Here is an 18,236-nt window from a genome sequence, read left to right on the forward strand (position 1 = left end):
TAGGGCTGAGGACAAGTTTTCATGATAATTTATAACTACTCATTAAAAAGCGTCTACAATCGATTGGAATACGTCTGAAATCCCACCTTGTAGTGTTCCTAAAATGGTTACTAATGCAACTGCGATTAATGAAATAATCAATGCGTACTCCACCATTCCTTGTCCTTCTTCTTCCACCACTAAGTTCTTCATTTTTTCCATCATAATAATAATTCCTCCTTGAGTTTTTTGGATTTTTATATTTAATTGGCTGAAAAGCAATGACGACATTTCCTTTTCAACCAACTATTCCCTGGAAATTCTCCAAATCGCTTTTGTTCTTTATTAAGAACTTAACCTGTCTCTTACTATAGTTCGTTATAATGAATTTGTAAAGTGTTTTTTTAAAAAAAGTTTGAATAACTTTCGTTTAATTCCACTATATAGAACGAAAACGTTGCTACGACTAACTTTCTCAAACAAAAAATCATGTTAGGTTATTCGTTAATTTTTTTCTACCACTCGAGCCTTTCAATGGTATTTTCATATAACTCTAAAACTCCTGTCCCAAATGACATAACGGCTGCAAACGCTCCTAAAGCAATCCCTGAAATAATTAATGCGTACTCAACCATTCCAGAACCTTGTTCCTCTTTTGCGAACATTAAGATTCGTTTATACACATTGATCCTCCTTTCAAAAGTTGAGGATTTTGTTCTTAAATAAGAACCTGTTTGTACTTTTTAGTATAGTTCGTTATAATGAACTTGTAAAGATATTTTTAATAAAAAAAGAAGTTTTTTTTACAAATATGGCGAATTGTGCTTTATTTAGAATTTTTTATACTTTTTAACAAATAAAGTTTAACGAAAAAGGAGGGGTTATTCATGATTGAAAATACCAAATTAGCAAAGGTTTCCCGCTTAGAATTAGGAACTGTCAAAAAAGCCGATACATTTGCTACGCGTTTAAAGGGATTGATGTTTAGAAGAAAACCTATCGAAAATGAGGCACTGTGGATTAAGCCGTGTAATTCTATTCATACATGTTTTATGAACTTTCCAATCGACGTGTTGTTTTTAGATAAAAACGAACGAATCGTTCATATGATAGAGAATTTAAAACCATGGAGGTTCGTCCCTCCTGTTGCCCATTCAAAATCTGTGTTGGAGTTACCAAAAGGAACGATTCAACAAGAGGGGCTGCAAAAAGGAGAGAAACTTGAACTTTAACGAGGATCAATGAATCGATAAGAACGAAAATAAGGTCTGGGTTCCCCTAGAGGGTTCTGTTGCCTATCTCAAACTAAGAAAATTTAGTATAGGTTGTCTATCAAATGGTTTGTTCATTTGATAGACATTTTTTATGTGAGAAGACCTAAAGCTTGCTGGCGTTTAAGGCAGCTAACTAGTATCACTATATTCTTTTGCTCTTTAATATTATGTAGACACCCTCTTGACATACCCCTTATGGTATTTTATAATACTTTTATACCTGATGGGGTATTACAAAATATTTATTGATGGAGGGTTAACGATGAAAGATATATTACATGAAAGAACTTTTACTTTTGGAAGAGAAGTAACTCAAGAAACTACCGATGATACTTCATATGCTTATGGATCAGTGGTACCTAAGCTGTTTGCTGTCTTTACTGCTGTTGCTGCGATTGGTTGGGCAGTGAGTGTTTTCTTAAGTGGCATTCATTTCTGGGTACTGCCCTTACCCGCTGGATTCGATGTAACAGGAACACCTTGGGCAGTTATGACTAGCGATTGGGCTTATGTGTTTGGTATCCCATTGGCTTTATTGGGAGCCTTCTATTATCTTACAGTGTTATTATTCGCAGGGATGTGGTTTCACTCACGTCATCCTTTAGTGCTCAAAATTTTAACACCGCTGACAGCGATTGGCGTGATGTCTTCAGCTTTCTTTGTTTATTTGCAATTATTCGTTATTGGAGCCATTTGCCCATTTTGTATGGTGTCAGCTACCGCTACGACAATACTCTTTGCGCTTGAACTAGTTATGCTACGCATGAGTAATTTACCGTCACTTGGCGTATTACTGCGTAATGCTCGTACTGCATTAGACAGAAAAGGTCTAACATGGATGTTCTTCATGTTTATGATAGGAGCTCTTGCTGTGCTAAGCTTTTGGATCGTGACGATCATTCCTGCACCTGGTGTATAGTAAAGGAAAGAGCTGATTCTTGGTGAACTAGAGTTTATATGAAAAAGAAAGTTTAATAAGTGTAAAAATGGCTCCGTTCAAATTTGAACGGAGCCATTTTAAATTAGGCTGCAAATATAGATACACCTCTATTTGCAATTTTGCTATACGATAAGGAACCCGTTAGGATTCCCTAGCATAATTATAGTTTTCTCCAGAAAACGATATTTGCAATCAGTAAAACGGCTCCGTAGATATACACACCGTATTCGAAGGTTGTCATCCAAAAGTGAATCCCGAAGAATATAGGGATTGGTATAAACAACAAAAACATTTTACCTGTTTCTTGTTGTGTCATCTCAAACGACTCGGAGAACGGAAGCTTCCCTTCATTTAGAAACTTAAAGCAAATCAATACAAATAAACTCGAAACGAGCCAGACGACAATCAGATCAAACCATATACCAACCGAAAAGATCAGCATCAATAAAAAACTTAATACTAGAAACACTGGAAGATATAATTTCACCATAAAAGCTTTCAATGTGCCTTTGAACAAAGGAGTCATGCTTGTAATTGGCAGCGCTCGGAAAATCCAAGATCCTTTATAGTTTTCCGAATACCTCAACATGAGGATAATGGTAGGAATCATCATCGATGCGAAATAAACAGATAAGAAATACCGGCTATCGACAATTTCTGAAAATGAACTCATGCGAAGTTCGTTAAAAATTAAAATGAATGGAATAATAAACGACAAACCAAACGATGGATACACTTTTAGTTTAAATTGACGTTCGTTTTTCATCATTTTTTTAGCAAAGTTGTAAAATAATCTTTCTTCTTTCGTCGAACAAACCCACGGTCCGATTCGGTCACGTTTCGTTTTTTTCGCAGCGCCTTGATGGGCTAACTTCTCGAGGTTCCGCTCAAACGAAGGAATGGATTTCACATAAATATAGATGGAAAGAAACGGTATAATGACAGCTAGCACGGAAAATAGTAGCAAATAACCGTCACGCGATTGGCCTAATAACACTTCAAACAACGCACCGTACCAAACCGGTGGTAAAAACACTTGCCACCATTGTGCCGCAAACGAAAAGTCCAACTCTAGAAACTCAAACGAACGAATAACAAGTTGGTACCCGATGACAATCGATAGCGACAAGGCAATTTGCACGTAATTAATGATATCCTTTAGTTTTTCCCCATCAAAAAATTTAAGGATAAGAATATATAATAGCGCGGTTACGACAACGATGAACAGGTCGATTAAAATGATCTGACCAAGGAATACGAGAAAAAACGGAATTTCTCTGGCAATCAAGCTAACAAGCAGCGGAATTCCAGTAATGGTTCCTGTGAGAATAAACATATAAATGCTCACGTGAACAATTTTTGCCGCATTCACCGTTCTTTTATCCACCGGCTTCGTGTTCAAGATGTTTTTATCCCTAATATCGAGCAAAACTTGCGAAAAATCTGAGATCATCGATGTCATTAGTAAAAACATCAATACGCCATATACAAGGCTCATCGGAAAAATATAGCTATCTCTAATTAAAATAAATGGAACTAAAATTAACCCTAAAAAGGCATAAATCCATAATGATTTCAAAAATTTATTCGATTCATCGTCCTCTTCTTTTTTGCCCCGTTCATTGAAAACGGTCGGAGCTCTCCTACGGTCCATTGTTAATTTAATCTGGAGGATTTTACGCATCAGTGGATAATTCACATCAAAAAAGCGAAATATTTTTTCAAACAAATCGATAAACTTGAGAGAAGGATAGTTTCTCATCGGTTATCCCTCTTTAACGATAGAGACAAACTGTTCAGCGATCTGATCATGCTCATCGAAACCTGTGAGCTGGTTGAAGATCTCTTCTAGTGTCCCATCTTTATTTTGACCTTGTAGTTGTTCAAACGTCCCGTCAGCTACGAGCTTTCCGTCAGCAAGAAGCACGATTCGATGACTGATCTTCTCCACAACCTCCATAATGTGTGACGAGTAGAAAATCGTTTTACCTTCCGCCGCCAGTTTTGCAAGAATTTCTTTCACAATCATCACGCTATTAGCGTCTAACCCACTAAGCGGTTCATCTAAAAACAGCAAGTCAGGGTTGTGAATCATGCTTGAAATGATGAGCACTTTTTGTTTCATTCCTTTTGAGAAAGAAGAGATTCTAGAATGGTACACTTCCTCAATTCCTAAAAGCTTCACTAGCTGCTTCGCTTTCTGATCCACTGCCTCTTCTTCCATACCATACAATTCACCGATAAATGTTAAATATTCGTATGCTGTTAAATTTTCATATAAGTCAGCCGTTTCCGGCACATAGCCAATCCTTCCTTTATAGGCAGGGTCACCTTTGGAAATGTCTTCGCCAAAAATACGAATTTCTCCCTCAAACTCATCAATTAATCCGAGCATGATTTTAACGGTCGTACTTTTTCCCGCTCCGTTCGGTCCTATGTATCCGATAATCTCACCTTTGTGGACGGTTAAGTCGATGTTATGTAACACATTCGCATTGCCAAAACTTTTGGATAGTTGTTTTAGTTCTAATATTGGTTCGATCTTTCTCACCGCCATCTGTCTATAGTTTGAATAACCACATTTTAACATGTGGACCAACGTGATTGCATGGAAGTTTATGATTTGGTTGGAGTTGCTCGGATGATAATCATTCTAGTTTACGCATAAAACATTCATTTTCACGCAGAAGATCCCTATTTTCACTCGCAATCCCCGATTCTCACGCACAAATCCTGGTTTTCACGCGCAAACTCTTCTTTTTCACGCACAAGCCACTAAAAAACCTGACCGCACAATCCGGTCAGGTTCATTTCTTCTACAAATCATCTTTCAAAACGGTGTAAACGACGAGTCGCTCATCGTGTGTTCCCGCTTCTGAATTAAATTCTCCTGTACATGTAATCAAATTTAGCTGACTACGATACGAATAACCAAATATTTGCTGTAATGGTGCATCGTTTCGATCATAGCTTTCACTTTTTTGGACAACGAAGACTTTCTCGACACCTTCGTCATCCGTAACAATGATTTCGTCTCCTTGCTCGAGTTTATGAAGGTCGAAAAAAATTGCTGGTCCCGTTCTGCTATCAACATGCCCTGCTAAAACAGAACTTCCTTGTTCACCTGGCATATAGCCACCTTCATACCAAGCTACATCATCCATTTCAGATGGTTCATCCATCTGCCCGCTAGGTAGTAATCCGACATGTTCTATTGTTGCATCTACACCGATGGCTGGTATTTCAATACGATGTGGAACAATACCTTCTCTTTCATAACTCATTACGGAAGAGCTGTCACCGCCGGCAGTTAATTCTGATGGAAGTGTTAAGGAAGGGGAGGCTGACACTTGGTCAGCCTCGTCCACTTCCTCTTCGACGACGTCAGTTATGCTGTTTTCAGTCATGTTAGTAGTATTCATATTGCCGCTACTACCATCTACATTTTCAACATTCTCCGTTGAACAGGCAGCTAACAGCATTAGCAAACCGAGCATCCATTTTTTCATCCTCATCACCTTTGTTTTCAAGCTAAAATTATCTATTAACCTATTGTTGCGTAACAGCTTTTCTTCTTGCAATCATTATGATGAATGATGCTAGGAAAAGAGAAGCCACTGTATATAGTATCCAAGTTGAACTTTGGTTAGCGTCACTCATACCGCCCATACCTGTTTTTGGCATTTCATTTGGCATATCTGATTCAAAGTTTTCAGGGAACTGGTCAACGATCGCTCCTGAAAGCCCTTCACCTACGCCGAACATGTGAGCATATGCTTCACGAATGTTTTCATAAGAAGTTTCATAGTCACCTTCTACATAGCTATCGAATGCTCCAACTAACTGGTCCACGTGCATTTGCAGTCCGTCAGCCAAATCACTAGCATCTAAACGCTCTTCTGTCGCTGTTTCAAGAAACTCTGCGAATGTAACACGGTATCCATCTAAGTTATCTAGTGCTTCTTGTTGTCCTGCTTCATCTTCTTCTGCTGTCGCTACGACGTAGTTAACAAAGAAGTCAATATGTTCACTCCACTGATCTTGGAATGCTTCTCCAGCGTCATCACCGTAAACAGAAGCGATTGCTCCACTAAGTTCTTCTGTATTTTCATTCAAAGCTCCAGCTGTTGCTTCAAAATCTTCGGCACCATCAATTCCTTTTTGCATCGCTAATGTAGCTAGTGCGGCGTGCTCAGAAAGCAAATGGTTTAAGTCTGCACGAAGGTCTGCTGCTGGAGTGTCTGGGTGCGAACTGTCGAAATCTTCGGAAAATTGATCAACGATTGCTGTTGATAATCCTTTTCCTACACCATACATATGGTGAATCCCTTCGCGTACATTATCGTAAGCTGATTCAAATTCACCTTCGTTATACTGATCGAATGCCCAAACTAGTTGATTGACGTGCATTTGAAGACCTTCTGCTAATGCACCTGCTTCCAACCTTTCATCTGTCGCAGATTCAAGAAATTCTGAGAAGTCTGCTTTGTAGTTATCCAAAGCTGCTAATGCTGCTTCTCGTCCTTCTTCATCATCTTCTGCTGTTGCTGTTACATAATCCACGAAAAAACCAATGTGATCTTCCCACATACCTCGGAACTGTTCGCCAGCTTCATCGCCATAAACACTCGCAATCGCTCCCGTTAAGTCATCAGTATTATTCGCTAATGATGCTGCTGCAGCCTCAAAGTCTTCTGATCCATCAATGCCTTTTTGCATGGCAACAACTGCGAGAAACGCATGCTCTGATAAGTACATATCCAATGTTGCTCTCAAATCAGATGCCGGTGTGGAAACACTCAATTCGTGCTCCTGACCTTGATCCATCTTTTCTTCTTCCCCGTGATCTGCGCCCAAAACGCCTGCTGGGAATAATAATGTTGCACTAAGTGGTACAATTGCTAATGATCTTTTCCAATTCATATTAAACATCTCCTCTTTTGTTTTTTTCTTTCTTACCCTAGATAACGGAAAGGAAAATCAAATGGATCACTTTTTAGATCATTTTTTTGTAAAAAAACTTATAAAAGTTTTGAAATTGTTGATATGACTAGGTTTTCACACGAAATACATTTCTGAAATTTAAGCATTAATTAAAAAACTACCGACCATTAAGTCCAAAGACTTTGATGATCGGTAGTTTTATTCGTTATTGAGAGGCTAACAAGAGTTGCCCTTCTGGTTGTTCATTATCAGGTTGTGGTTCTAACGTAATCGCAATTTGATCAATCTGGAAATCTCCCATGTCACTAATTCTAAATGTCACAGCACCATTTCCGTTTTCATCAATATTAAAGCTTCCTGTCGGATAAGGCGTCTCATCATCGATCACCCATGCTTGGAAAACTTCTGTTCCGGTAGCTTCTGGCATATCAGACACTTGAATGACTAAATCAACATTCCCGTTTTCAGAAATAATCGTCGCTGTTCCTTGCCCTTGCGTCCCTTCATCTTCCACAGAAGCAAGATTCGATGTTAATAGAACATCAGATGTTCCTGTACCCTCTTCCTCTTCTTCCAGTAAAGCAAGGTAATCCGATTCGATAATATCTCTTTCCATCATTAATTGTTGCTTATCTTGGCTCAAGTTTTGCTGCTCGTTCCAAAGGTACCCGTTCCCTATTAGGGATAGTAGCAAAGCAGCTGCAAGTGATCCATAAATAAATGCTGATCCTCTATTCTTTCGCTTTACAGGTAATGGTTTTTCTTCCGTGACTTTTTCATCTATTGGTGTTAGTAGTTTCGAATCGGTTGTTTCATCTTCTGTTTCATCATCGAATACAGAAGATAATACTCTTTGCTTCATTCCTCGAGGAGGTTCCATCGGTTCCGAAATAAGAGGAAGATCATCCGTTAATTCGCGCAACTCTGCTAGCTCCTCTTTGCAGGATTCACAATTTTGCAGGTGCTCTTCAAATATTTTTTTATCATCATCAGATAGCTGATCATTAAAATAATCGATGACTTGCTCACACATGCGCTCTGTCATTGTAAATCCCCCCTCTCCTCATATAATTCACTCTTTAAATGTTTTAATGCTAAACGGATCCTCCCTTTCACCGTTCCTAAAGGAATATCCACTTTCTCTGATATTTTCTTTTGAGAATAACCTTTAAAATAAAATAGATCAATAATCAATTGTTGTTCTCGTTTTAATGTTTTCATCGCTTGATGCAATCGTTCTCCCTTTTCTTTCCATTCTAACACTTCTTCGATCGGAGGCTCGCTATCGTGAAGTTCTACTTCTGTGTGAACTTCTTCTGTGCTGACTTTTTTCTGCTTTCGCAAATAATCGATCGCAGTGTGTCGAGTAACTGTTAATAGCCAAGATGAGAACTTTCCATATTCTGGCGAATAACCTCCCTTTCCTTTCCATAACTTGATCATCACCTCTTGAACCACTTCTTCCGCGGCCTCAGGGTTGTTCACCATTTTATATGAAAAAGAATAAAGGAGACGCTCATATTTGTCGTAAAGAGTTTCCAAAGCCTGCTTATCTCCTTCTCGCAGGCGATCATAAAACTTAAGGTCCTCGTGTTTTCCCATCTTTATCTCCTCACTCTAGATAGTCTCCTTACTTTAATTAACGAAGGAGCGAACGTTTTAGATCACTTTATATAAAAATATCGATAACAGTTACTTTTACCCTGCCTAGAAAAGCTGAAACTCGTTACCTATGTATCAAGTTGTTCATTCCCCATTTAGAATTGCTAATTTCACCTCTAAAAAGATAAATTGTTTGTTTTGGTTTGTTGAGTTGGGCGATAATTATTCTAATTCACGCATAAAACCCTATTTTTCACGCACAAATTTGTTTTTTCACGCACAAATTCATATTTTCACGCACAAACTCGTAAACCCCACTCATCACCTTCATCTTCGCCGCTCATACCACGGATTTCCGTTCATCCCTTCCCACAAAGCCGACTGTTCCATTTGAAAAGCGAGGCGCAACAGCAAATCTTCCCTTCCTTTTGACGCCATCACATGAACACCGAGAGGCATTCCCTCTTTCGACACGTGCACAGGAACAGACATGGCCGGTTGTCCGGTTAAGTTAGCCAATTGCGTAAAGGGCGTGTAGGTTAAACTCGGCAAAAACATATCATAAATAAGCTGTTGTTGATCTTTTTTATCCGCTTTTTCCATCGCTTCTATTAACTCACCCTTGCGCTCAGCGGAATGGGTTAACTCGCCGACCTTTGGAGCCGTAAAAGCGGTCGCCGGTGTCACATAAAAATCATACGTTTCATGGAAAGTGGTCATTTCCGCTGCAGCTACATCCCATGCGCCCAAACTCAAGGAAAATTCCGCTGCTGAAACAGATTTCCCCGCTTGATTTAATAACCACGTTTCAATTTCCATGTCGTTTGCCGTAAGCGTCCTGCCGATTCCTTTTTCTAGAGAGTGAATAACAGCAGACATTTCTCCACTGTTCATCAAATAGTACTGCCGCATCAAAGATACGCCATCGATTTTTGGTGCAATCTTTTCCACATGATGCCCTTCTCTTTCCAACCATTCTGCCGTTTCCCGTACAGCTTTGCGTGCTTCATCCGAGACTGGTGTACCAACAGGCGAATCGTCTGAAACAGCTACTCGAAGGGGTTTGTCCCACTTCTTCTCTCCCTCGTCCTTGTAACGACTAGGAAATAATGGGGTTTGAAAAGCCGCTTCGGCTTGAACCGTCTGCAACAGATCAAGCATGACGGCACTATCACGCACAGTACGACTCAATGCAAAATCAATCGCTGCTCCTTGCCATTGTCGACCTGCACCAGGTCCAACTGGCGTACGACCTCGAGTCGGTTTCAATCCGAACAATCCCGTAAACGAAGCAGGAATTCGGATCGACCCACCACCATCACTGGCTCCTGCAATCGGTACAATCCCAGATGCAACTGCGGCAGCCGAACCACCGCTGGAACCACCTGGAGAATAATTTGTATTCCAAGGATTTTTCGTTGCTCCATGACTCTCTGGTTCTGTAATATTTTTCAACCCAAATTCAGGAGTATTTGTATGCCCGCCAACAATCAGACCACCGTTACGAAGTCTTTTTACCAAGTTCGAATCGTGTTTTGCCACATTTTCCACGAGTAACTTCGACCCTGCCGTTAATTTCTCTCCTTCCAAAGCCTGGGATATATTTTTTAATAAAATTGGGATACCTGCTAGTTCTCCGCCTTTCGTCTCAAATTGATCAGCTTCTTTCAACGCTTTTTCCTTCCGGTGATGAGTAACTGCATTTAGATATGAATTCACGACCTCTAACTGCTGGAAACTTAGCTCTACCAGTTCTTTAGGCTTCATTTCTTTTTTCCGAATCAGCTCTGCTAAATCAACACCATCCATTGTTTTATATGTATATATGTCCATCAATACTCTCCCCTATTAATTAGTTTTGTTTATTACCGACTATTGTACCAAATTCCTCCAATAACGTTTTATCGGAAAACTAACGTGGTACACCATATATATAACCAATTATTAATACTCAAAGGAGAGATTCGCATGAATAGAGATACACTAAAAGGTAAATGGAAGCAACTAACAGGAGAGACGAAAAAGAAGTGGTCAAAACTTACAGATAATGATGTGAAAGAAGTAGATGGTAATAAAGATAAACTTGTAGGAAAAATCCAAGAAAGATACGGAAAGTCTAAAGAAGATGCTGAAAAAGAAGTAGACACTTGGGAAGAAGGCAAATAAACGTTAGCCGACACGACAGAAAGAACCGTCATCAATGATGACGGTTCTTTTCCCTATCGCTTATCCCACGTCTCTTCCATTTCGTCACCAGAAGAAATAAGAACTTCATATGCAAATACTTTTTCTTTGTTTTCAGCCCAATGGTAAAATCGATCACGATCTCCTGAAATGGATTGCATTTCCGCTTCTCCTTCCATCAGAGCAACCCCAAGTAACACCAGCTCTCCATCATTCACTGCTCCAACCTCTTCGTTTGACGAGAATGAAAATCGACCTTCATCGGCCATATCCAAATGACTTCTTAAACTTCCCTCACCAACTTGAACAACATTGGTCCAATAAAAGCCTTCCTCTATCTCCTCTTCATCACTATGATTGATTCCACCTAATACGAAATCAATGTGTGGGTAGTCAAAAGGGAACTCATCATCGTAATGTAAAGAACCAAGTGGAAATTGTGCTACGTGTTCGCCATATTCATAGATGTTAATAAATGACGAGACCATTTTGACCTTCTCTTGGTCTGACACATGGACCCGTCCTTTGAATGTCGTATCAAAGGCCAAATCAAACAAATCAGATTCTAATTTTTCTTGGCTCGCTAAATAGCCAATATCTCCCTCTAACTCGGAATGATACGTTGAATCTGCTTCTCCAATGACGAAGGATATGCCTAACCCAATAGCAATACATAACAGAAAACTGATTGTCGTCAACCTTTTTAAACGATCCATCTAAACGCCTCCCTCAACTCTTACTACTAGAATAACTGGATATAGTTGGTATTTCAATTACTAACACAACATTCTAGTATTCTTGCAACCTCTTTTTTGACGACAAAAATATCGGTTACATGTTATGATTTTTTTATGTTCACCCTGCATCGTAATGAGCAAGAAGGAGGAATCGTTCATGTGGACTTTTATTATTATTAGCGGTGTTTTACTCATCTTATTTGTGATTTATTTCATGAACATCGGTCTTGTTCGTGTGCAATTAGAAGAACTTACTCACCGATTTGAAAGAGGAGACAATCTCTCAGGGGATTTGGAAGAATGGGAGTATTACTTGAACAAATTATTTTGGAAACCGTTTGGAACAAAGAAAACGATAATGACTTACGGTTCTCACTTTCAAGATTTCCTTGAAGCTAATTATCCGAACCATGACTCTAGAGTTTTAGAGAAATATAAAAAAATCGCAGAAAAACAAAATAACTAACTTTGTAGAAGCCTTCCCATATAAGGCTTCTTTTTTATTTGTGTCATGTTTCACAGAACAGTCACATCTTATCCTTTAAAGGCATTTACATAGTGTTAATAATCGTTTAATATACCCTTATAGGTATTAAAACAATAGAAATAAACAATACATTTGGAGGTAATTATAATGTCTAAGAAAATTATTATTGTCGGTGGAGTCGCAGGTGGAGCTACGGCTGCTGCAAGGCTTCGTCGTATTGATGAAACATCTCATATCGTTGTTTTTGAAAAAGGAGAACACATTTCATTCGCTAACTGCGGGCTTCCATACTACATCGGTGGAACGATTGAAGATCGAGATAAACTTCTCGTACAAACAGTTGAAGGAATGTCACAAAAATTCAATCTCGATATTCGCAACTTAACGGAAGTTACAAAAATTAACCGTGAAGATCAAACCGTAACAGTCAAAAAAGTTGCTTCAGGGGAAGAGTACACAGAATCTTATGACCAGTTGGTTCTATCTCCTGGTGCAAGACCGATCGTTCCTCCTATTCCAGGGTTGAATGATACGGACAATGTGTTTACATTAAGAAACATTCCAGATACAGATAAAATCAAAGCATGGGTTGACGACAAGACACCTAAGAAAGCAGTAATTGTTGGTGGTGGATTCATTGGTTTGGAAATGGCAGAGAACCTTCATGAGCGTGGAATTGACGTTACGATCGTGGAAATGGCTAATCAAGTCATGGCTCCTATTGATTACGAAATGGCTGCAATCGTTCACGATCACCTTCGCAGTAAAGCGAGATTAATTTTAAATGATGGTGTGAAATCTTTTTCGGACAACGGAAAGAATATCGTTTTACAAAGCGGACAAAAATTAGAGAGTGACCTCACAATTTTATCTATCGGGGTTCGTCCTGAAAATGAATTAGCCGTTTCTGCTAACTTGCCAGTCGGTGAGCGCGGTGGAATCATCGTTGACGAAACGTTAAGAACAGCGGACACTAACATTTTTGCGATCGGGGACGCGATTGAAGTAAAAGATTATAATCAACAAACGCCAACAATGGTGCCACTTGCATGGCCTGCAAACCGTCAAGGAAGAATTGTAGCAGATAATATTTATGGAAAAAATATCGCTTATAAAGGGACATTAGGTACAGCGATTGCGAAAGTATTTGATTTAACCGTTGCTGCAACAGGTAATAACGAAAAAACATTGAAAAAGCTAGGCGTTCCTTATCAAGCCATTCACGTTCACCCTGCTTCTCATGCTGGTTATTATCCTGGAGGGTTCCCAGTTTCATTAAAACTTACGTTCAATCCTGAAGATGGAACCATTTATGGTGCCCAAGGTGTTGGTATTAACGGAGTCGATAAGCGAATTGATGTCATTGCAACTGCTATTAAAGGGAAATTAACTGTATACGACTTGCCAGAACTAGAATTAGCCTATGCACCACCATATTCTTCGGCAAAAGATCCAGTAAATATGCTCGGTTACGTGGCATCCAACGTAGCAGATGGGGAATTAGAGATCGTTCATCATGATAAAATTGACGAGATCGTCGCAAATGGTGGATACCTCGTTGATGTCCGCGATCCGTTAGAAGTGGAAATGGGCTCAATCCCAGGTTCCGTCAACATTCCACTAGACACATTACGTGACCGTCTAACGGAATTACCAGCGGAGCAGCCGATTTATATTACGTGTCAAGTAGGCTTAAGAGGGTACTTGGCCACAAGAATCCTTGAGCAAAACGGATTCCAACCAATTAATCTGAGCGGTGGATACAAAACGTATTCTTGTGTGAAAAATGTCTGTTCTGACTCTTTCCAAGATGACTTGAAGCGTGAAAAAAATGAGATTTCAAATGAGTCTTCAACGAAAGAAGCAGACGTCATTATTGATGCTACTGGCCTTTCTTGTCCAGGTCCGATCATGAATTTACACAAAGCAATGAAAGAACTAGAAGATGGTCAAACAGTAAAAATCTCTGTAACAGATCCTGGATTTGCTCGTGATGTTGACGCATGGTGCAAAAGCAACGGCAACACGTTAGTAGAACGAAATACTAGCAAAGACAATATTCATGCGATCATTGCTAAAGGAACGTTATCAAAAGTGAAATAAGCTACTCCCTAATGAACAGAACCCACCAATTTGGTGGGTTCTTTCTTTGGTAGTAGAAATCATTTTTATCTCTATTAAAAAGTCTGTATAAGAGTGAATCGAAACTGTTTGTTGTATTTACTTTAGATAACAAAAAGCAGACTTCTTATTTCCGAAGTCTGCTCTCATAATTATCAAGCTGAAAAAACACTCTTTTCAATTTGTTTCATCTCATAAAAATAGCCTTTTTGCTTCATTAATTGATCGTACGTTCCTGTTTCTAATATCGTCCCTTCGTTCATGACAACGATACGGTCCATTTTTTCCAACCCTGTTAAGCGGTGACTCACGAGTAGTAATGTATCGTTTGATGCTTGATCAAAAACGTGCTCATAAATGACTTTTTCGGTTAACACATCGACTGATGACGTTGGTTCATCTAATAACCAGAGGCGACTTCCTTTTAATAACGCTCTTGCTATCGATAAACGTTGTTTCTCACCACCTGAAAGGTTTTCGCCTTTTTCAAGCACCGAATCATCTAGCGAAAAATCTTCTAGCTTTACGTTGGCCAACGCTTCATTCATCTGTAGATCTGTTAAGCCGTCTTTAGCGAGCTGTAAATTTTCGCGAATCGTGCCATAGAAAAAATGATGATCTTGGAGAAGGGTATTTGTTCCAGACCATATGGATTCTTCTTCTACTTTACGGACGTCTTTTCCATTGATGAGTACATGTCCACTATCCGCTTCGTACACTTTTAAAAATAATTGGAGTAACGTTGATTTCCCCGATCCACTCGGACCTACAATGGCAGTTTTTGAACCAATCGGGATGTTTAAATTAATGTCATGCAAGGCTTGTCGGTCTTCAAATGGATAAGTAAACGTAAGGTTTTCCATCGTAAGTGACCATGGTTGACTATTCTCTAGTTTCTCAAGAACCTCCTCCGACCTCGTTTGCTCAGCTTCTTCGTTCTCTACTACAGAATACAACCTCGCTGCAGCTAAACGACTTTCTTCATAATGATTCGGAAAAGCCGCCATTGGCACAGCGTTCTCAAATACTGTTAAAGAAACCATCACGAGCATTGCAAGGAAAACACCCTCTAGTTCTCCTATTGAAACGAAGTAAGCGCCTACTGCTAGGACAAACCAAGAAATGATCATCGTAATGCCATTATTCAATGATTGACTAAACAACGCTCGTCTCCCGTCCTTTTCTTGTTCATGAATGTATGCATCCGAAGCATCGATTAAATCACTTTCTTGCTTAGCTAATTTTTGATGGATTTTCAAATCTCGAAACCCATACAGAAATTCTGTCGCTGATACGGATAATTGACCTCGTTGTTCTCTTACTTGCCTTTCCAAATGGCTTTGTTTAACAGCAAACCAAGCAGGAATGGCAAAGCCAGTAAGAACAACTCCAACGATTAAGATCAGACCAATATATATGGAGAAAAACATCGTAAATGCAATCGTCGCTAAAAATACGGTCACCATCACAAATGGTGGATAAAATACTCGTAAAAAGAAGTTTTGCAAACTTTCTACATCGCCAACAATACGAGACAATAAATCCCCGCTACGGTATTTCTGAAAGATTTGCGGCGCTAACGGCATGATTTTTTCGAAAAAATGCACGCGTAAGTTACTTAATATTGTAAATGTTGCTCGGTGAGAATAGTATCGTTCCGCATATCGGCTTAGTGCTCGTGTGAAGCTAAACAACTTCAGCAAAGCAATGCTCACCGTTAGCACATATAGTGGTGGCATGATGGCCGCTTTTGAGATCAAGTAACCACTGTTGGCAAATACCGCAACGGCCCCCATACCTGCAAGGAACCCATATAAAATGGATAACAGGACATCTTTTTTCTCTTTTAACATCAGTGTGATGATCATGCTTATTTCTCTCATCCTGCATCGCCTCCTTGCTGAACACGCACCATGTTTTTGTAAGATGGCGAGCTACGTAGTAGTTCGTCATGCGTTCCATTTGCAACTAATTCTCCATCTTCGATAAATAAAATTTGGTCCGCTCTCATGATCGTATGAAGTCTGTGTGCAACAGTGATGACCGTAGACGAGTGACCAAGTTTTTTCATTGATCGTTGCAAAATTTGCTCTGTTTTCAAGTCAAGGCCAACTGTCGGTTCATCAAAAAGGATCACTGTCGGTTTTTTCAGAAAGGCTCTAGCGATAGCAACTCGCTGCTTTTCTCCACCAGATAACCCTCTTCCCCCTTCACCGATTTTCGTGTCGTACCCTTTATCAAGCTTTGAAATCATCTCGGCAATTCCTGCTTGTTCTGCCGCTTCCACGACTTCTTCTCTAGAAAAATCCGTTAATCCTAATGCAATGTTTTCTTCTATTGTTCCAGAAAAAAGGTATGGATTTTGTGAGATATAACTTAGTTGATGAAACCAATCTGATTCCTTGTAATCAAATAACGGACGTCCTTCTACATCGATCGATCCATCCGTTGGCGCTATTAGACCAGACAGCAAATGAAGCAAGGTCGTTTTCCCTGCACCACTTCGTCCAACAATCGCTACCTCACTATTTGGTGGTACATTCGCATCGATTTGTTTTAATGCAAACCGATTTTCTCCATAAGAGAAATGCACGCCACGAAGGTCTATCGTGGGTGGACCTCCACTCACATCAAGCGATTTATCTCCCCAATGAACTGGTAGCTCTTCTTCTTCTAATTCATCTGATATGCGAGTTGCTGCGCCCATACTTCCTCTCCCTGTATGAAAGGCGCTTCCTAACTCTTTAAGAGAAGCAAAAAACTCAGGGACAAGAATGAGGACAAAAAATGCTGTGAAAAATGTTAACTGATCGTAAATAACGAGTCTAAGCCCCACTTCTAAAGCTACTAGCGCAATACTGAGCATAGAAATAAATTCAAGCATAAGCGAAGATAAAAAGGCGATTTTCAACACATCCATCGTCGCTTCTCGATAATCGATGCTGCTATTTCGAATGTCTTCTCTTTTGTCTTTCGCACGTCCAAAAAACTTCAGTGTTGACAGTCCTTGCAATATATCTAAAAACCTTCCTGAAAAAACAGCCATCTTTTCCATTTGTTCTTCTGATTTTTTCTGTGTGTTTTTCCCGATAATGATCATCATAATAGGAATAAACGGTGCCGTCACAACTAAAATAACTCCAGAAACCCAGTTGTATGAAAAAACAGCAACTAACATCATCAGTGGTACGATGGTCGATTGAATCATTTGCGGGTAATAATGACGAAAGTAACTTTCAATTTCATCTACTGAATCAAGCATGACGCTGACTTTTTCTCCTGATTGTCCTTTGATCGAAGCTTGCATAGGATTTCGAGCATATTTTTGTAATAACTGTTTTCGAATATCAGATTTGACCTTTGATGCCATCCTTAAACCTGTTCGACCATTCACATAAGAAAACATTGCACGAGCTAATAGGGCAATGAAAAGTCCCCCTAACCAAGGGATAATATCTTGAAATGTTCCATCGTTCAAAAATACATGATCGACAATTGCCACAATAAAATACGCTTGGGCAATGATCGATAAACCGATCAAAATAGATGATACCATCAGAGTTGACCTGCTTTTTCTCTGGGATTGTGCCATTTGCTTAAGTTGATTCATATCGAATGATCTCCTAACGGAAGTTAATGTGCTATCTTCATTTTCCACTTTGTTTATAGGGTTAATACCTTCTATTTTAAAGGATGCCTTTATAGATCGCACAAAAGATGCTTCATTATATTATGACACTTTTGTGACAAACAGATAAATTTCTCTCCGTAAGCTTATCATTTTTTCCGTTTGTTAGCTGAAATTATTAATAATCCATGTTTTTCATAACATATCCTTTTATGTTTTCTCAAAAGCTATGTTAAAGGTTAATGTTGATATTAGAAAAAGCCGAGAGTCTCCCGTGGGAAAGACGAGACGCTACAAAAATTGGCGGACATCCTTCCACCCTTAGATTGCAGTGGACAAT

17 protein-coding genes are annotated in these 18,236 nt (G+C 39.3%); 5 read left to right on the forward strand and 12 right to left on the reverse strand.

Annotation, left to right across the window (positions count from 1 at the left end):
• Window positions 1-42 precede the first annotated feature (42 nt).
• Together QDN89_RS12140 and QDN89_RS12145 are read right to left on the reverse strand one after the other, a co-directional pair.
• On the reverse strand, window positions 43-204 hold the full coding sequence (locus QDN89_RS12140; protein WP_280770407.1) for a Flp family type IVb pilin: 162 nt from the start codon (window positions 202-204) through the stop codon (window positions 43-45).
• A gap of 290 nt (window positions 205-494) precedes the next feature.
• Window positions 495-662, reverse strand: coding sequence for a Flp family type IVb pilin (locus QDN89_RS12145; protein ID WP_280770408.1), 168 nt, complete (start codon window positions 660-662; stop codon window positions 495-497).
• 204 nt (window positions 663-866) lie between these two features.
• Between QDN89_RS12145 and QDN89_RS12150 the strand changes: the two genes are divergently transcribed.
• Window positions 867-1,211 carry a DUF192 domain-containing protein gene (locus QDN89_RS12150; RefSeq protein ID WP_280770409.1) on the forward strand — a complete coding sequence of 115 codons (345 nt, stop codon included), beginning with the start codon at window positions 867-869 and terminating at the stop codon, window positions 1,209-1,211.
• 304 nt (window positions 1,212-1,515) lie between these two features.
• Window positions 1,516-2,172, forward strand: a complete 657-nt coding sequence (locus tag QDN89_RS12155) for a vitamin K epoxide reductase family protein (RefSeq protein WP_280770410.1) — start codon at window positions 1,516-1,518, stop codon at window positions 2,170-2,172.
• 181 nt (window positions 2,173-2,353) lie between these two features.
• On the opposite strand, the gene QDN89_RS12160 is transcribed toward QDN89_RS12155, so the two are convergent.
• The 7 genes from QDN89_RS12160 to QDN89_RS12190 form a co-directional block, all read right to left on the reverse strand.
• Entirely contained in the window at window positions 2,354-3,955 is a 1,602-nt protein-coding gene (locus tag QDN89_RS12160; protein ID WP_280770411.1) for a hypothetical protein, read from the reverse strand.
• Window positions 3,956-3,958: 3 nt separating this feature from the next.
• Window positions 3,959-4,735, reverse strand: a complete 777-nt coding sequence (locus QDN89_RS12165; RefSeq protein ID WP_425335401.1) for an ABC transporter ATP-binding protein — start codon at window positions 4,733-4,735, stop codon at window positions 3,959-3,961.
• A gap of 274 nt (window positions 4,736-5,009) precedes the next feature.
• Entirely contained in the window at window positions 5,010-5,702 is a 693-nt protein-coding gene (locus tag QDN89_RS12170) for a class F sortase (protein WP_280770412.1), read from the reverse strand.
• Window positions 5,703-5,742: 40 nt separating this feature from the next.
• The gene (locus QDN89_RS12175) at window positions 5,743-7,116 is read right to left on the reverse strand and encodes a copper amine oxidase (protein WP_280770413.1); all 1,374 of its coding nucleotides are present in this window, start codon (window positions 7,114-7,116) and stop codon (window positions 5,743-5,745) included.
• Between the two features lie 226 nt (window positions 7,117-7,342).
• Window positions 7,343-8,182: an anti-sigma factor gene (locus tag QDN89_RS12180; RefSeq protein ID WP_280770414.1), complete on the reverse strand. Its 840-nt coding sequence runs from the start codon at window positions 8,180-8,182 to the stop codon at window positions 7,343-7,345.
• Window positions 8,179-8,739 (reverse strand): RNA polymerase sigma factor, encoded by a 561-nt coding sequence (locus QDN89_RS12185; protein WP_280770415.1) that lies wholly within the window; start codon window positions 8,737-8,739, stop codon window positions 8,179-8,181. The genes QDN89_RS12180 and QDN89_RS12185 overlap by 4 nt, the downstream gene beginning before the upstream one ends.
• A 327-nt stretch (window positions 8,740-9,066) precedes the next feature.
• Window positions 9,067-10,572 carry an amidase gene (locus tag QDN89_RS12190; RefSeq protein ID WP_280770416.1) on the reverse strand — a complete coding sequence of 502 codons (1,506 nt, stop codon included), beginning with the start codon at window positions 10,570-10,572 and terminating at the stop codon, window positions 9,067-9,069.
• A gap of 135 nt (window positions 10,573-10,707) precedes the next feature.
• Between QDN89_RS12190 and QDN89_RS12195 the strand changes: the two genes are divergently transcribed.
• Window positions 10,708-10,905: a CsbD family protein gene (locus QDN89_RS12195; RefSeq protein ID WP_280770417.1), complete on the forward strand. Its 198-nt coding sequence runs from the start codon at window positions 10,708-10,710 to the stop codon at window positions 10,903-10,905.
• 53 nt (window positions 10,906-10,958) lie between these two features.
• Here QDN89_RS12195 and QDN89_RS12200 read toward each other — a convergent pair whose 3' ends face one another.
• A complete protein-coding gene (locus tag QDN89_RS12200) occupies window positions 10,959-11,639 on the reverse strand; it encodes a hypothetical protein (protein WP_280770418.1) in 681 nt (226 codons plus the stop codon).
• Between the two features lie 178 nt (window positions 11,640-11,817).
• On the opposite strand from QDN89_RS12200, the gene QDN89_RS12205 reads away from it, so the two are divergent.
• Both QDN89_RS12205 and QDN89_RS12210 read left to right on the forward strand, forming a co-directional pair.
• On the forward strand, window positions 11,818-12,126 hold the full coding sequence (locus QDN89_RS12205) for a hypothetical protein (RefSeq protein ID WP_280770419.1): 309 nt from the start codon (window positions 11,818-11,820) through the stop codon (window positions 12,124-12,126).
• A 168-nt stretch (window positions 12,127-12,294) separates the two neighbouring features.
• Window positions 12,295-14,250, forward strand: coding sequence for a CoA-disulfide reductase (locus QDN89_RS12210; protein WP_280770420.1), 1,956 nt, complete (start codon window positions 12,295-12,297; stop codon window positions 14,248-14,250).
• Window positions 14,251-14,423: 173 nt separating this feature from the next.
• Here QDN89_RS12210 and cydC read toward each other — a convergent pair whose 3' ends face one another.
• Together cydC and cydD are read right to left on the reverse strand one after the other, a co-directional pair.
• Window positions 14,424-16,151: a thiol reductant ABC exporter subunit CydC gene (gene cydC / locus QDN89_RS12215; RefSeq protein WP_280770421.1), complete on the reverse strand. Its 1,728-nt coding sequence runs from the start codon at window positions 16,149-16,151 to the stop codon at window positions 14,424-14,426.
• Entirely contained in the window at window positions 16,148-17,878 is a 1,731-nt protein-coding gene (gene cydD / locus QDN89_RS12220; RefSeq protein WP_280770422.1) for a thiol reductant ABC exporter subunit CydD, read from the reverse strand. The genes cydC and cydD overlap by 4 nt, the downstream gene beginning before the upstream one ends.
• Window positions 17,879-18,236 lie beyond the last annotated feature (358 nt).

Origin of the sequence: Salipaludibacillus daqingensis (assembly GCF_029891575.1) — a bacterium.
Taxonomy (GTDB): domain Bacteria; phylum Bacillota; class Bacilli; order Bacillales; family Salisediminibacteriaceae; genus Salipaludibacillus; species Salipaludibacillus daqingensis.

Excerpts from the sequence above, each read along its gene's own strand:
- QDN89_RS12175 (WP_280770413.1), bottom strand. The coding sequence starts at position 7,116 with ATGAATTGGAAAAGATCATTAGCAATTGTACCACTTAGTGCAACATTA.
- QDN89_RS12205 (WP_280770419.1), top strand. The coding sequence starts at position 11,818 with ATGTGGACTTTTATTATTATTAGCGGTGTTTTACTCATCTTATTTGTG.
- QDN89_RS12155 (WP_280770410.1), top strand. The coding sequence starts at position 1,516 with ATGAAAGATATATTACATGAAAGAACTTTTACTTTTGGAAGAGAAGTA.
- QDN89_RS12200 (WP_280770418.1), bottom strand. The coding sequence starts at position 11,639 with ATGGATCGTTTAAAAAGGTTGACGACAATCAGTTTTCTGTTATGTATT.
- QDN89_RS12190 (WP_280770416.1), bottom strand. The coding sequence starts at position 10,572 with ATGGACATATATACATATAAAACAATGGATGGTGTTGATTTAGCAGAG.
- QDN89_RS12170 (WP_280770412.1), bottom strand. The coding sequence starts at position 5,702 with ATGAAAAAATGGATGCTCGGTTTGCTAATGCTGTTAGCTGCCTGTTCA.
- QDN89_RS12210 (WP_280770420.1), top strand. The coding sequence starts at position 12,295 with ATGTCTAAGAAAATTATTATTGTCGGTGGAGTCGCAGGTGGAGCTACG.
- cydC (WP_280770421.1), bottom strand. The coding sequence starts at position 16,151 with ATGAGAGAAATAAGCATGATCATCACACTGATGTTAAAAGAGAAAAAA.
- QDN89_RS12140 (WP_280770407.1), bottom strand. The coding sequence starts at position 204 with ATGATGGAAAAAATGAAGAACTTAGTGGTGGAAGAAGAAGGACAAGGA.
- QDN89_RS12160 (WP_280770411.1), bottom strand. The coding sequence starts at position 3,955 with ATGAGAAACTATCCTTCTCTCAAGTTTATCGATTTGTTTGAAAAAATA.
- QDN89_RS12150 (WP_280770409.1), top strand. The coding sequence starts at position 867 with ATGATTGAAAATACCAAATTAGCAAAGGTTTCCCGCTTAGAATTAGGA.
- QDN89_RS12195 (WP_280770417.1), top strand. The coding sequence starts at position 10,708 with ATGAATAGAGATACACTAAAAGGTAAATGGAAGCAACTAACAGGAGAG.
- cydD (WP_280770422.1), bottom strand. The coding sequence starts at position 17,878 with ATGAATCAACTTAAGCAAATGGCACAATCCCAGAGAAAAAGCAGGTCA.
- QDN89_RS12185 (WP_280770415.1), bottom strand. The coding sequence starts at position 8,739 with ATGGGAAAACACGAGGACCTTAAGTTTTATGATCGCCTGCGAGAAGGA.
- QDN89_RS12180 (WP_280770414.1), bottom strand. The coding sequence starts at position 8,182 with ATGACAGAGCGCATGTGTGAGCAAGTCATCGATTATTTTAATGATCAG.